The sequence below is a fragment of the Bradyrhizobium sp. USDA 3311 genome, from assembly GCF_054062495.1.
In genome coordinates, this window is sequence record NZ_JBSSFI010000001.1 from 4,396,832 (window position 1) to 4,410,277 (window position 13,446).

Sequence of the window (13,446 nt, forward strand, 5' to 3'; positions counted from 1 at the left end):
ACAACAACAGGGAGAATCTGTCCGTGACCGACTATCGCAAGCTCTTCGATCTCACCGGCAAGACGGCCGTCGTGCTCGGCGCCGCCTCGGGCATCGGCAAGTCGTCGGCCGAAGCACTGGCCGGGCTCGGCGCCCGTGTCGTCTGCGCCGATCGGGCGCTCGATGCAGCGGAAGCGACCGCCGCGGGCATTCGCGACAAGGGTGGCTGGGCGGAAGCTGCTAGCTGCGACGCCGCGATCGCTGCGGACGTCAACGCGCTCGCCAAGAGCGTGATGCAGAAGTTCCCGCGGCTCGACATTGCCGTGACGACGCCCGGGCTCAACATCCGCAAGACCATCCTCGACTACACCGAGGAGGATCTCGACCGTGTCCTTAACCTCAACGTCAAGGGCACGGTCTGGTTCTTCCAGGCTTTCGGCCGCATCATGGTCGGGCAGAAGGGCGGCAGCATCATCGCCTGCTCCTCGGTGCGCGCGGTGACCATCGAACCGGGCCTTGGCGTCTACGGCTCGACCAAGGCGGCGATCGGCCTCCTGGTGAAGGGCTTTGCCTCCGAGGTCGGTCATGCCGGCGTGCGCGTCAACGCCATCGCGCCGAGCATCGCCGAGACCGCGCTGACCGGCCCGTTCAAGCAGCGGCCCGACATCTACAATCTCTACGCCGGCCACACCGTGTTCAACCGCTGGAGCAGCGCCGACGAGGTCGCAACGGCGGTGGCCTATCTCGCCTCGGACGCCGCCAGCTATGTCAGCGGCAGCACGCTGTTCGTCGATGGCGGCTGGACCGCCGTCGACGGGCCGCCGACCGGTCTCACCCAGCTGCACAAATAGGGCGACGATCTGCGCCTAGTCTAGCACTACTTTGGCAGATTGTTGATTTCACCTCGATTTATTGGATTCCCGAATCAATTTTTCAATGATTCATGGGTGGTCGGCTCTTGGAGGGCTGACCATGCCGGGATGGGAAGACGAACTCGAACGCTGGCTGATGCCGTTCTTGGACCGGCTGGGTCATAAGACCCGACAGCGGATGTGTCCTCTATATGTTGCGGGATTGATCGGTCCTGGCGATCGCAAGAGCGTTCAGCCGATGGCGGAACGCCTTGCCACGAGCAACTACGACCAGTTGCACCATTTCATTGCGGACGGTGTCTGGGACGCGACGCCGCTGGAGACAGAGCTGCTCAACCAGGCGGACCGACTTGTCGGCGGCAGCGATGCGGTGCTGGTTATTGATGACACCTCACTGCCGAAGAAGGGTGAGCGCTCGGTCGGTGTTGCGGCTCAATACGCGTCGGCTCTCGGTAAAACGGCAAATTGCCAAACGCTGGTGTCTTTAACGCTTGCGCGCGGCGAAGTGCCAGTGATGGTCGCGTTACGTCTCTTTTTGCCTGACAGTTGGACAAGCGACATGTCTCGTTTGAAGCGCGCTCGCGTGCCAGTCGAACACCGAACGCCACGGTCCAAGCCGGAGATTGCTTTGGCCGAGATTGACCGCGCGATGGCAGCCAACGTGCGCTTTGGATGTGTGCTGGCGGATGCAGGATACGGCCTCAGCGCACCGTTTCGACAAGGGCTAACAGAGCGCGGGCTGGCCTGGGCTGTCGGCATCCCTCGGCACCTGAAAGTGTATCCGGTCGATGTGAAGCTCATTTGGCCGATTACCAAAGTCCGCGGGAAACCACGAAAGCACCACGTGCCCGATATCTTATCGATTGCGGCAGAACAAATGCTGGCCAGCGCCAAATGGAAAACCGTGAGTTGGCGTAGCGGGACGAAAGGTCGGCTCAAAGCCCGATTTGCTGCTCTCCGTGTCCGGACCGCCGACGGCCCTCCGCAGCGGATATGGGATAAAGGTCAGCAGCATCTCCCAGGCGACGAAGCCTGGCTCATTGGCGAGCAACGCGCCTCGGGAGAGAAGAAATACTATCTCGCCAATCTTCCGGCGATGACGGATCTGCGCACGCTGGCCGCCACCATCAAGGCACGGTGGATTTGTGAGCAGGCGCATCAACAGTTGAAGGAGGAACTTGGACTTGATCACTTCGAAGGGCGATCATGGCAAGGTCTTCATCGCCACGCCCTTATGACAATGATTGCCTACGCCTTCCTGCAACATCGTCGCCTCGCAAACGCGGGGCGGAAAAAAAAGAATCAACGGGCCTCCGCCTCAACCAACCATGCCCGCCGTACGTCACGCCATCGTCGATCTCATCCTTCGGCCGCCGCCCCAGCAGTGCCCATATTGCCGAAAGCAAATCCTTGAAAAACAGCGGCGAAAACACATTCTGCCAAAGTAGTGCTAGGGCGTATACTCATAAAGTCGGCTTACCAACGCAAAGCGGAAGTCTGCCACCTTGAGCGTGATCGGCGGCTTGTGACCCTGATGTATGGTCCGGCCGTGCGTAGCAAGAGATTCGTCGATCAGGTGGTGAGTGGTCTTGCATCAATGTATCCGGCCTTTGATTGGAGCATTTGCTCCGGGCCATCATGGATATCAGCGCGCGTGCGTTCTCATTAGCGGACAGGCCTCGATTGGGCCATTTGGGTCACCAGTGTTCGCATGCGCCGGGAAGACCGAACCTCCATCTCGTCTCATCCTCTCGCAGACCTCGGCTGGAACCTGTTGATGGGGTTACGTCATCGCTTGCTCCTCCTACCTCGCAGTTCCTGTGTTCGAGCCAGGGGCCGTTCCTTCGTCCCGGCCCGCAGGACGTGCGTCGCGTCGCGCGCACGGGCGGTCAAGGCCGGCCGTTGCGCTTTGCTTGCGGCTGGCTCCGGCGTTGCCAGGCCGCGCCTTGACCGCGCCGAGCACGGCGCGACGATCAAGCGGGTCGGACGCCTGCATCGTTGGTCCTTGTCAGCTCGAAGGCGCGTCCTTTAGCCAGCACCGCCCAGGCGATGCGGGCAAGCTTGTTGGCGAGTGCGATCGCCAGCACGTTGTGGTGCAATCGCTTCTTGGCGGCTTCGATCCAGGATCTGAGTCCGTAACGTTCCCAGTTCTTGATCCTGACCAGCACCACCCATGCCGCCTGGACGAACAGAACGCGGAGGTAGCGATTGCCGCGCCTTGAGATTTTGCCGAGGATCGTGCGGTCTCCCGTCGAGATCTGCTTGGGCACCAGCCCGAGCCAGGCGCCGAAGTCACGGCCTTTGGAGAAGACGTCTCCAGTGCCGATCGCGGCCACCATGGCGCTCGAAATGATCGGCCCGATGCCAGGCACCGTCATCAGGCGCGAACATGCCTGATCTTGACGGGCCAGTGCTTCGATCTCGCCGGAGAGGCTATCGATGCGCTGATCCAGCCGACGCCAGTCGCCTGCCAACTCCTCGATGACACGCAACATGCGTGGCGACAGGGCATCGGTGCGCGTCGCAAGGATGGTGGGCAATTCTGTGCGCAGGAAGCCGATACCCTGGCGCACCGCGATCCCGCGTTCCAGCATGAAGGCGCGAATCTGGTTGATGATGCCGGTGCGTTGCGACACCAGCCGCTCGCGCACCCGATGCAGCGCCTGCAGATCCAGTTGCTCCGCGGTCTTGGTCGCCACGAACTTCATCGTCGGGCGCTGCACGGCTTCGGCAATCGCTTCGGCGTCATTGAAGTCGTTCTTCGGTCCTTTGCTATAAGGGCGGACATATTTGGCCGGCATCAACCTGGCATCGTGACCTAACGATGCGAGTTTGCGGCTCAAATGATGTGCGCCGACGCAGGCTTCCATGCCGATCAGGCAAGGCGGCATAAGGCGAGCCGCGCCTCGACCTGGCCACGCGACCACTTTTGCCGCAGCACGACGGTGCCGCGCGTATCGTGGCCCACGACGTGGAACGAGTTTTTGCCGATATCGATGCCGATCACGGCGATCCCGGTACTGGGTGTCTGGGACATGGCGTGCTCCTTGTCTTGGCGCCCCTGGCCAGCTTATCGCTGGCGGGGCAGGAGCACGGCCGGACCATCCCATTAGCGGACTCTATGAAGCCCCGCCCGAGCAGGGCTACACTCAACTTCGATTGCAGGAAACAAGGCGATTTCTTCGCGATTAACCATCACCAAAAGCGGAAAACATCAGAAGCGCGATCGGCGCGATAGTCGATCCGCATTAGCGGTGAATAAATTGTACCAACTGGTCAATGACGAATTCTTGTTTACTGATTATGCTTTTTACCAAATCTCCAATCGATACAATTCCGATCAATTTGCCCTGATCAATAACGGGAAGGTGGCGAACTCTCTTCTCAGTCATAACGGCCATGCATTCTTCCACAGTTTGATCAAGGTGAGCGTATAAAACCTTCGCCTCCATAATGTCACGGACACGAGTTGTAGGGGATGCACGTCCTTTCAAAAACACGTTCCGTGCGTAATGTCGTTCGGTAATGATGCCAATGGGGTTTCCGTCCTCGATTACAACTAAAGAACCAGCATTCTGGTCAGCCATCTTTTGTATGGCCTCAAGGACGGTGTTGTCCGGGCCAATTGTAAAAACATCATGCCCTTTTTCATTGAGTAACTGGCGGACCGTCATCGAAATTCTCCGCCCTTCGAAAAGCGTCGTTTCCCAGCAGGCCGCCTATTGGTTTGACACAGACGCTTGAACACCGTGCCGCGTTAAACTATGCGCGCCATGCGAAAACTAAATTACTACTAATGGCTAAGTCTGATTTGATCTACGTCAAAGCGCGGGCATTCGGCTGCGACGACCAGCTGGACAAATTTGGCTTGCAGACTATGCCAATGGCTGCTCTTGGCCCATCTCGGACCCTGAGGTGAGGTGCGCCAACGCGCCGCTATCAGAGGCAGAGCGGACCTCATACGAAGTGCAGCGCAAGTTTATGAGTGCGCGCCCGCCCTAGCCGGCAAAACCCGCGCGCTGGCGCAGCTCCTTTCGGTCCGCGCCGGTCAGCAAAGCGATCAGCGCGGCGGCTTCCTTCGGGTGTGCGGCGCGCGTGGTCACGCCGGCCGTGTACGTCGTCACCAGTTCGCAGCCCGGCGGCAGCGATCCCGATAGCGCAATGCCGTCGGTCGCGATGATCTCGGTCGCCTGGGTGCAACCGAGCGGCCTTTGCGCGGTGGATGTCGCAAGCTCCCGCATCGCGGTCGCGCCGTTCGGGAATATCTTGAGACGCGATGCGACCTCGTAGGCGATGCCGAGTTGATCCAGGACCTTTGCGACGTGCTGGCCCGCGGTCGAAGCCCTGGTGTCGGGCACATAGATGGCGTCTGCGGCACGCAGGACCTCGCGCAGGTCGGCTTCAGTCTTCACGGCCACCTTGGGATCGCGGTTGCGGACCGCCAGCGCGGTTTCAACGCTGCCGACATCTGCGATCGAGGAGGGGACGACGAGCTTCTCCTCGGCAAGTTTCGCGAGCAACGCCTGCGTTAATATGACGAGATCGGCCGGCGTGCTCGCACGCAGCTTGTCGGCCATGATGCCGACCGCGCCGAACTCGCCGTCGATGCCGAACCCGGTCTGCGTCTTGAAGGCCTCGCTGAGGCCGCGCACCAGGCCTTGCGCCGCGCCGCCGCTCAGAATATTCACTGTCGTCACGATGCAAGCTCCATGGCTGCGATGATCTTGTCGCGCGTGATCGGCAGGTCGCGCACGCGCACGCCGAGGCAATCGTGGACCGCGTTCGCGATCGCCGCCGTCACCGGGCCGTGTGCGGCTTCGCCGGCGCCGACCGGCTCGATCTCCGGCCGCTGGATGATCTCGACATCCACCGCCGGCACCTCGCTGAAGGTCAGGATCGGATAGTCGGTCCACGATGTCGATGTGATGCGCGTCCGGTCGAAGCGGACGCGCTCCTTCAACACCCAGCTCGTCGCCTGGATCGCGCCGCCCTCGATCTGGTTGATCACGCCGTCCGGGTTGATGGCTTCGCCGACATCGACCGCCAGCGTCAGCCGCCTCACGTGGATATCGTCAGTGCCTTCGATCTCGGCAATCGCGGCGCAATAGGCGCCCGTGTTCTTGTAGCGGGCAAAACCGGCGCCGTAGCCGATACCGGTTCGCTTTTCGGGCTTCCACCGCGCGCGTCGGGCGGCGGCGCGAATGACGTCCTTCGCACGCTCGTCGCGCAGATGGCGCAGCCGAAACGCGATCGGGTCTTCGCCGCGCAGGGCGGCGATCTCGTCGAGCAGGGATTCGATGGCGAACACGTTGCCTTGCCCGCCCAGGGTCCGCAGCGCCGAGGTGCGCACCGGCATGGTCAGCAAGCGGTGGCTCGTGATCGTCCAGGCCGGGAGGTCATAGAGCGGAACGGAATTGCGGTCGCCGCCGCCGCCATTGGCCGCCGGCGGGTTCGTCGAGATCATGCGCGGATAGGGATTTGCGATCTCGGTTGCCGCGAGCAGCGCCGGCTGTGCCGCGCGTCCCGGCCGCGCCGCGTGGCCGTTGCTCCAGATCGCATGGCGCCAGCCGACGATCTCGTTGTCCGCATCGAGATCGGCCTCGATCTCGATGGCCATGGCCGCGCCGAACGGTGCGTGGGACATCTCGTCGTGGCGCGACCACTGCACCCGGACCGGACGGCCGTCGACCGCTTTCGCCAGCAGCACGGCATCGAGCGCGACGTCGTCGGCCGCATTGTGCCCGTAGCAGCCGGCGCCCTCCATGTGCTCGACGACGATGTTTTCTGCCGGCAGCCTGAGCACGATCGCGAGATCGGCGCGCAGCAGATAGACGCCCTGGCTGTGGGTCCAGACGTGGACACGATCGCCCTCCCACCGCGCCATCGCACAGGACGGCGCGATCGAGGCATGCGCGATATAGGGGCGGGTGTATTGCCGGCGGAGAGTGCGCGCGGCCTTCTGTGGCGACGCGGCCGATCTGGTGTCGATGGTGGTCGTCTCGACCGGTTGGCTCTTCAGGAAGCCCGCCAGATCGTTTTCGTCGGGCAGCGGCTCGCCGGCCGACCATGTCGCGCCCTTGCGCAGGGCATTCAGCGCGGCTGCCGCCGCCACCTCGCTGTCGGCGACCACGCCGGCGAAACTGCCGTCGCGAGCGATCGCGACGAGGCCCGGAACGGTGCGCACGGCTGTTTCGTCGAGCGCGGTCAATTTGGCACCCGAGATGTCCGGCCGCAGCACGCGGCCGTGCAACAGTTCCGGCAGCGCATGGTCGTGGATGAAGCGCGGCCGTGCGAACACCTTGTCGGGAATGTCCACGCGCTGGATCGAATGCCCTGCTACGGCACGCGTGGCGGCGGCCTTCGCAGTCGCGCCAGCAGTGGCATCCTGGTCGAGCGAGACGTCGCCCGCCAGCTCCCAATAGCTGGTCCTGACATTGCCGGGACCCGAGATCGTGCCGTCATCGACATCGAGCCGCGAGGCATCGACGCCGAGGCGTTCCGACGCCGCGGCGAGGAAGCGCTCGCGCACTTCGGCGCAAACATGGCGCAGCGCGCGGCCGGATTGCTGGATCGAAAGGCTGCCCGAGGTGACGCCTTCGTTCGGGCTGGTTGCGGTCGAGGCGCGGATCATTTCGATTCGGCCGATATCGACGTCGAGCTCGTCCGCGGCGATCTGGGCCAGCGCCGTGACGATGCCCTGGCCGATCTCGACCTTGCCGGGCGAGATCGCGACGCGGCCGTCGCTGGTGAACTGTACCCAGGATGACAGTCTTGGGTTGGTCACGAGGCTGACCGGCAGTTTCGGGGCAGGGGGCGTCATGGGGTGGCCATCTCCGAGGCCGCGCGCAGCACGGCGCGGACCATGCGGTTATGCGATCCGCAGCGGCACAGGTTGCGGTCGAGCGCCGTTCTGACCTCGGCCTCCGTCGGCGACGGATTGCGCTTCAGCAACGCCGCCGCACTGATCAGGATTCCGGAAACACAATAGCCGCATTGCATCGCCTGTTCGGAGATGAAGGCGCGTTGCAAGGCGTGTGGCTGCTCCGCCGTGCCGAGACCTTCGATCGTGACGACATCTTTGCCGGCGACCGACCACATCGGCATGTCGCAGGAGGCCATCGCGCGATCGCCGACCATGACATGACAGGCCCCGCACTCACCGGCGCCACAGCCGAAATGCGGACCGGTGACGCCGAGGCGGCCGCGCAGAACATCGAGCAGTGTCTGATCCGGATCCGCGTCCACAGCCGTCGCCGTGCCGTTGAGCTGGAATTGAATCGGCATGGTCGTTCTACGGCCTCAGGACTTGTCGAACTTCTTGACGACATTGGCCCATTTCTCGATGTCGCCGCGCAGGAACTTGTCGAATTCCTCCGGCGTCATCGACATGGGCACGGCACCCTGCGCGGTCCAGAGCTTGACGATGTCCGGACGTTTCACCATCGCGTTCACGGCGGCGTTGAGCTTGTCGATGACTGGCTTCGGCGTGCCGGCCGGCGCCATCAGGCCCAGCCAGATCGTGGCCTCATAGCCTGCTGTGCCGGCCTCGCCCGCGGTCGGCACGTTCGGCAGCACCGTTGAACGCTGCTTGCCGGTGGTGGCGAGTGCGCGGACCTGGTTCTCGGCGATGTTCGGCGCCATCGCCGGCACGGCGTCGATCATCATCTGCACCTGCCCGCCGATCACGCCGCTGCGCGCCTCGCCGCTGTTGCGGTAGGGCACGTGGACGACGTTGATGCCCGCCATCGCTTTGAACAGCTCGCCGGCCATGTGATAGGGCGTGCCCTGGCCGGAGGAGGCGTAGTTCAGCTTGCCCGGTTGTGATTTGGCGAGCGCGATGAACTCTTGCAGCGTCTTCGCCGGAACCTGCGGGTTCACCACGAGGACGAGATCGGAATAGTTCACCGGCGCGATCGGCGCGAGGTCGCGCATCAGCTCATATTTGCGTTGCTCCGGCGTCAGCAGCGATTCATTTGCGGTCTGGGTGTTGGACATCATCAACAGCGTGTAGCCGTCGGCCGGCGACTTCGCCGCTTCGACGGTGCCGATGACGCCCCCCGCGCCGGTGCGGTTCTCGACCACGAAGGGCTGGCCAAAACTCTCCTGGAGCGCGTTGCCGATCAGCCGGGCCGCGACGTCGGCCGGCCCGCCGGCGCCGAAGGGCACGACGATTCGGACCGCGTGCGTGGGATAATCCTGCGCCAATGAGGGGGCTGCGGCGGCTACGCCGAGCAGGCCGGCGGCCAGCGCCAGCATGAATTGTCGGGCCGTCACGCCCACCTCCCTGATATCGTTCTTGTTGGGTGCACTGTAGCGGCAGGGAACGCGGACTGTCGACGCCTCACAAAGTCGATCGCGCCGGGAATATCGGGCGGCTTTCGGTGTGGCCGGGCCGGATTTCGTGCTTTCGGCAGGAACCGGCCGCGCGTGCGGTTTGAGCAAATCGCATGGGCGTTGCCGGATAAATGCTCTCGGCCGGCCGGTATTTTGGTGTTACGAACTGGGACATGAACCAGCACGCCAAGATCGAAATCCGCCATTCGACCTGTCCGCACGATTGCCCCTCAGCCTGCGCCCTCGATGTCGAGGTGGTCGAAGGCCGCAGCATCGGCCGCGTCCGCGGTTCGAAGAAGCAGACCTATACGGCCGGCGTCGTCTGCGCCAAGGTCGCCCGCTATGCCGAGCGTATCCATCACCCCGAACGGGTGATGTATCCGATGCGCCGCACCGGGCCGAAGGGCTCCGGGCAGTTCGCGCGCATCTCCTGGGACGAGGCGCTGGACGAGATCGGACATCGGTTCAACCAGGCCGAGCGCGAGTTCGGCGCGGAATCGGTCTGGCCCTACTACTACGCCGGCACGATGGGGCTGGTGATGCGCGACGGTCTCAATCGCCTCACGCATGTGAAGAAATATTCGCGCTTCTATCAGACGATCTGCGCCAATGTCGCGCGGATTGGATATGCGATCGGCACCGGCAAGATCGCCGGCGTCGATCCGCGCGAGATGGCGCTCTCCGACCTCGTCGTGATCTGGGGCACCAATCCGGTCAACACCCAGGTCAACGTGATGACGCACGCCGCGCGGGCGCGCAAGGAGCGCGGCGCCAAGATCGCGGCCGTCGACATCTACGACAACGAGACCATGAAGCAGGCTGACATCAAGATCATCCTGCGTCCCGGCACCGACGGCGCCTTCGCCTGCGGCGTCATGCATGTCCTGTTCCGCGACGGCTATGCCGACCGCGCCTACATGGACAAGTATACCGATTGCCCTGCCGAGCTCGAGGCGCATCTGAAGACGCGCACGCCGGAATGGGCTTCGGCGATCTGCGGCGTGCCGGTGTCCGAGATCGAGGCGTTTGCCAAGCTGGTCGGCGAGACCCAGCGAACTTTCCTCCGCCTCGGCTACGGCTTCACCCGCTCGCGCAACGGCGCGACGCAGATGCATGCCGCGCTGTGCATCCCCGCGGTGACCGGGGCCTGGCAGTATGAAGGCGGCGGCGCCTTCTTCAACAATTACGCGCTGTGGCACTTCAACGAGGCCATCATCGAGGGCCACGACGCGATCGACCGGACCACGCGTGCGCTCGACCAGTCGAAGATCGGCCGCATCCTCACCGGCGACGCCGAGGCCCTGCTCGGCAAGGGACCGGTCAAGGCGATGCTGATCCAGAACACCAATCCGATGACGGTGGCGCCGGAGCAGGCGCTGGTAGCCCAAGGCTTTGCGCGCGAGGATCTGTTCGTCGCGGTGCACGAGCAGTTCATGACCGAGACAGCGCTGATGGCCGACATCGTGCTGCCGGCGACCATGTTCATGGAGCACGACGACCTCTATTACGGCGGCGGCCATCAACACATCTCGGTTGGACCCAAGCTGATCGACCCGCCCGACGAATGCCGCTCAAACCACCAGGTGTTGCAGGCGCTGGCACCGCGGCTTGGCGCCAGGCATCAGGGCTTCGAGATGACGCCGCGCGAACTGATCGACGCAACGCTGAAGCTCAGCAACCACGGCGACATCGCCGGCCTCGAAGCCGACATCTGGCGCGATCTGCAACCGGATTTCCGCACCGCGCATTTCCTCGACGGCTTTGGCCATGCCGACGGCAAATTCCATTTCAGGGCGGACTGGGCGCATCCGCCGTTCGGCCAGACGATGGGCGATGTCGACCAGATGCCGTCACTGCCCGACCATTGGGCGGTGATCGAGCATGCCGACCAGGCCCATCCGTTCAGGCTTGCGACCAGCCCCTCGCGCAGCTTCCTCAACACCACGTTCAACGAGACGCCGTCCTCACAGGCGCGCGAGGGCAAAGCGAGCGTGATGATCCACCCGCTGGATGCAGCCCCCCTCGATATCGCCGACGGCGACGCCGTGACGCTCGGCAACACCCGCGGCGAGACCACGCTGATTGCGACGCTGTTCGAGGGCGTGCGGCGCGGCGTCCTGATTGCGGAGTCCGTTCATCCGAACAAGAATCATATCGGCGGTCGCGGCATCAACACGCTGACCGGTGCGGACACCATCGCCCCGATCGGCGGCGCTGCATTCCACGACAACAAGGTCTGGATCAGGAAAGCGGCCACCTGAGCGCGCATGGCGATTGCCTTGCAATTTGTGTCGAGGCGCTAAAGCGGCGCTGCGCCGCAGTTTGCGCTTGCACCTCTCGCCCGACCTGCCGCAAATGGCAGCAAAACGGGAGCAAGGAAGCGAGCGTGCCATGACCGACACCACAGCCGTCGTCACCGAGAAGCGCGGGCAGGCGTTCTGGATCACCATCAACCGGCCGGAGAAGCGCAACGCGCTGAACGGCGACGTCATCGCCGGCATCACCAAAGGCTATCGCGATGCGCATGACGACAAGGACGTCCGCGTCATCGTGCTGACGGGCGCGGGCGACAAGGCGTTCTGCGCTGGCGCGGACTTGCAGAATTCCGGTGCGGCCTTTGCGATGGATTTCTCCAGGCCGAATGTCGACTACGCCGATCTGTTGCGCCTGTCGCAGAACGCGACCAAGCCCGCGATCGCGCGGGTCGGCGGCGTCTGCATGGCCGGCGGCATTGGCTTGCTGTGCATGACCGATATGGCTGTGGCGGCCGATCACGTCATCTTCGGCCTGCCGGAGGTGAAGGTCGGCGTGTTTCCGATGCAGGTGCTGAGCCTGTTGCAGGAGATCGCATCGCGGCGCCTCGTCAATGAATGGGCACTCACAGGCGAGCCGTTCGATGCGAAGGCGGCGAAGGACGCCGGCCTGCTCAACTACGTCGTGCCGACGGCCGAGCTCGATGCCAAGGTCGACTGGCTGATCGGCCGTATCGTCGACAAATCCCCGACCGCGATCCGCCGAGGCAAATACGCCATGCGTGCGATTGCCTCGATGTCGTTCGACGAAAGCATCGCCTACACCGAGAGCCAGATCGCACTGCTGGCGATGACCGAGGACGCCAAGGAGGGCCTGAAGGCCTTCAGCGAGAAGCGCAAGCCGAGTTGGCCGGGAAGATAGATGCCGTGCTGCAGCCTCCGTCTCGGCTGGCAGCGTCAGGAAAGCGCTTCTTGTCCATTGGCGCTAGCTAAACATGGGGCTTTCCGGTCGAACAAAAGCGGCTCGTCAACAAGCCGGCGAGCAGACGATAAAGCTGAAGTAGGCTCGGGGGCTCAGAGATCCGGATCCGCTTCTCAGGGAAGCCGCCAGCCGAAGAGGACGTTGTGTGCGCCACTGATGCCTGACGCCAGCGTGATTCGCGCCTCGAACGATCAGGCGAAGCAGTCGAAGCGCGGCCGTGACGATGCTGGAGGGCAGTTGAGGCGTGCCCGACACGACGTACTTGAACGGACAAAACGCGGCCTTCGATGCGCTCGTCCGCCTTTCCGGCTGGATGAAAGCAAAAAAGAGCGCCTCCGGAGAGACGCTCTCTTGCCACCCCGTTACGGGGTTACAACATCGATTGTACAGAAAGCACTATGTTATTGCACTTTCAACCTCCCCCACACCTCGCGCGGCGTAAGGGTTTCTACAATCGAGCGCTCATGTAGCACACGGGATCGTGTCGAACAACAACATCTCAATGCCGATGGTTAACAAAGCGGGAAAGTCTCGGAGACCGTCAGCTCGGAGCACACTTCCGATGCTCAGAGGTGGAGCGATCTTCCAAGGCTCAATACGGGTGCTCCAGGGAGCTCCGATCTGATGGGCAACATTTTGCGATTTACTGCCCTTTGCAGAAGTTTCTGGGCGATAAACCTCGCACACACGATCGGCATTTTGTGAAGAGCCTGCGCGAGCGCCTCGACCTGCGGCAGAACGGAGCTCGCGTGCGCCTGCCGTTGGTGCGTCGGCTGCCCGCCGCCTGAGGCTCATATCTTCGCGCCCACTTTGCGCCACATGAGAAATTGTCCGGACGGCCAGGGCCTATTCGGTTGCGCGATCTTATAGGCGCGCTTTGGGCGCGCCCACTGGCGGCCCTTTGCGGAGCATTCTACAGACGTGGAAAGTCGCCGGTGCTGGTGCCAATCAGGACACTGGCTCATTCTGTCCCGACGAATTGTCCCGGGTCTGTGTTCGGGCCTCGCAGGTAGGCCCTTCACGTGCA

9 protein-coding genes and 1 pseudogene are annotated in these 13,446 nt (G+C 63.2%); 4 read left to right on the plus strand and 6 right to left on the minus strand.

What is annotated here, in order from left to right; all coding sequences use genetic code 11:
- Positions 1-23: 23 nt before the first annotated feature.
- Positions 24-830: an SDR family NAD(P)-dependent oxidoreductase gene (locus ACVWW6_RS20840; RefSeq protein WP_011088796.1), complete on the plus strand. Its 807-nt coding sequence runs from the start codon at positions 24-26 to the stop codon at positions 828-830.
- 85 nt (positions 831-915) lie between these two features.
- The gene (locus tag ACVWW6_RS20845; RefSeq protein WP_456680778.1) at positions 916-2,265 is read left to right on the plus strand and encodes an IS701 family transposase; all 1,350 of its coding nucleotides are present in this window, start codon (positions 916-918) and stop codon (positions 2,263-2,265) included.
- Positions 2,266-2,824: 559 nt separating this feature from the next.
- On the opposite strand, the pseudogene ACVWW6_RS20850 reads toward ACVWW6_RS20845, so the two are convergent.
- The 6 genes and pseudogenes from ACVWW6_RS20850 to ACVWW6_RS20875 form a co-directional block, all read right to left on the minus strand.
- Positions 2,825-3,888, minus strand: a pseudogene (locus tag ACVWW6_RS20850) (IS110-like element ISBj4 family transposase).
- A 211-nt stretch (positions 3,889-4,099) separates the two neighbouring features.
- Positions 4,100-4,525: a CBS domain-containing protein gene (locus ACVWW6_RS20855; protein ID WP_110116746.1), complete on the minus strand. Its 426-nt coding sequence runs from the start codon at positions 4,523-4,525 to the stop codon at positions 4,100-4,102.
- A 324-nt stretch (positions 4,526-4,849) separates the two neighbouring features.
- Complete coding sequence (locus ACVWW6_RS20860; protein ID WP_060908297.1) at positions 4,850-5,548, minus strand: molybdate ABC transporter substrate-binding protein; 699 nt, start codon at positions 5,546-5,548, stop codon at positions 4,850-4,852.
- A complete protein-coding gene (locus tag ACVWW6_RS20865) occupies positions 5,545-7,671 on the minus strand; it encodes a xanthine dehydrogenase family protein molybdopterin-binding subunit (RefSeq protein ID WP_271553582.1) in 2,127 nt (708 codons plus the stop codon). Before ACVWW6_RS20865 ends, ACVWW6_RS20860 begins: the two co-directional genes overlap by 4 nt.
- Positions 7,668-8,135, minus strand: a complete 468-nt coding sequence (locus ACVWW6_RS20870; protein WP_271553580.1) for a (2Fe-2S)-binding protein — start codon at positions 8,133-8,135, stop codon at positions 7,668-7,670. The genes ACVWW6_RS20865 and ACVWW6_RS20870 overlap by 4 nt, the downstream gene beginning before the upstream one ends.
- 15 nt (positions 8,136-8,150) lie before the next feature.
- Entirely contained in the window at positions 8,151-9,107 is a 957-nt protein-coding gene (locus ACVWW6_RS20875) for a tripartite tricarboxylate transporter substrate binding protein (protein ID WP_271553585.1), read from the minus strand.
- A 251-nt stretch (positions 9,108-9,358) separates the two neighbouring features.
- On the opposite strand from ACVWW6_RS20875, the gene ACVWW6_RS20880 reads away from it, so the two are divergent.
- Together ACVWW6_RS20880 and ACVWW6_RS20885 are read left to right on the plus strand one after the other, a co-directional pair.
- Positions 9,359-11,446: a molybdopterin-dependent oxidoreductase gene (locus ACVWW6_RS20880; protein ID WP_271553579.1), complete on the plus strand. Its 2,088-nt coding sequence runs from the start codon at positions 9,359-9,361 to the stop codon at positions 11,444-11,446.
- A gap of 130 nt (positions 11,447-11,576) precedes the next feature.
- Positions 11,577-12,359, plus strand: coding sequence for an enoyl-CoA hydratase/isomerase family protein (locus ACVWW6_RS20885; protein ID WP_028173134.1), 783 nt, complete (start codon positions 11,577-11,579; stop codon positions 12,357-12,359).
- The last annotated feature ends 1,087 nt before the right edge of the window (positions 12,360-13,446 follow it).

Bases quoted from the DNA above. Each gene is read 5' to 3' on its own strand.
- ACVWW6_RS20845 (WP_456680778.1), top strand. From the start codon at position 916: ATGATTCATGGGTGGTCGGCTCTTGGAGGGCTGACCATGCCGGGATGG.
- ACVWW6_RS20855 (WP_110116746.1), bottom strand. From the start codon at position 4,525: ATGACGGTCCGCCAGTTACTCAATGAAAAAGGGCATGATGTTTTTACA.
- ACVWW6_RS20865 (WP_271553582.1), bottom strand. From the start codon at position 7,671: ATGACGCCCCCTGCCCCGAAACTGCCGGTCAGCCTCGTGACCAACCCA.
- ACVWW6_RS20870 (WP_271553580.1), bottom strand. From the start codon at position 8,135: ATGCCGATTCAATTCCAGCTCAACGGCACGGCGACGGCTGTGGACGCG.
- ACVWW6_RS20875 (WP_271553585.1), bottom strand. From the start codon at position 9,107: ATGCTGGCGCTGGCCGCCGGCCTGCTCGGCGTAGCCGCCGCAGCCCCC.
- ACVWW6_RS20880 (WP_271553579.1), top strand. From the start codon at position 9,359: ATGAACCAGCACGCCAAGATCGAAATCCGCCATTCGACCTGTCCGCAC.
- ACVWW6_RS20885 (WP_028173134.1), top strand. From the start codon at position 11,577: ATGACCGACACCACAGCCGTCGTCACCGAGAAGCGCGGGCAGGCGTTC.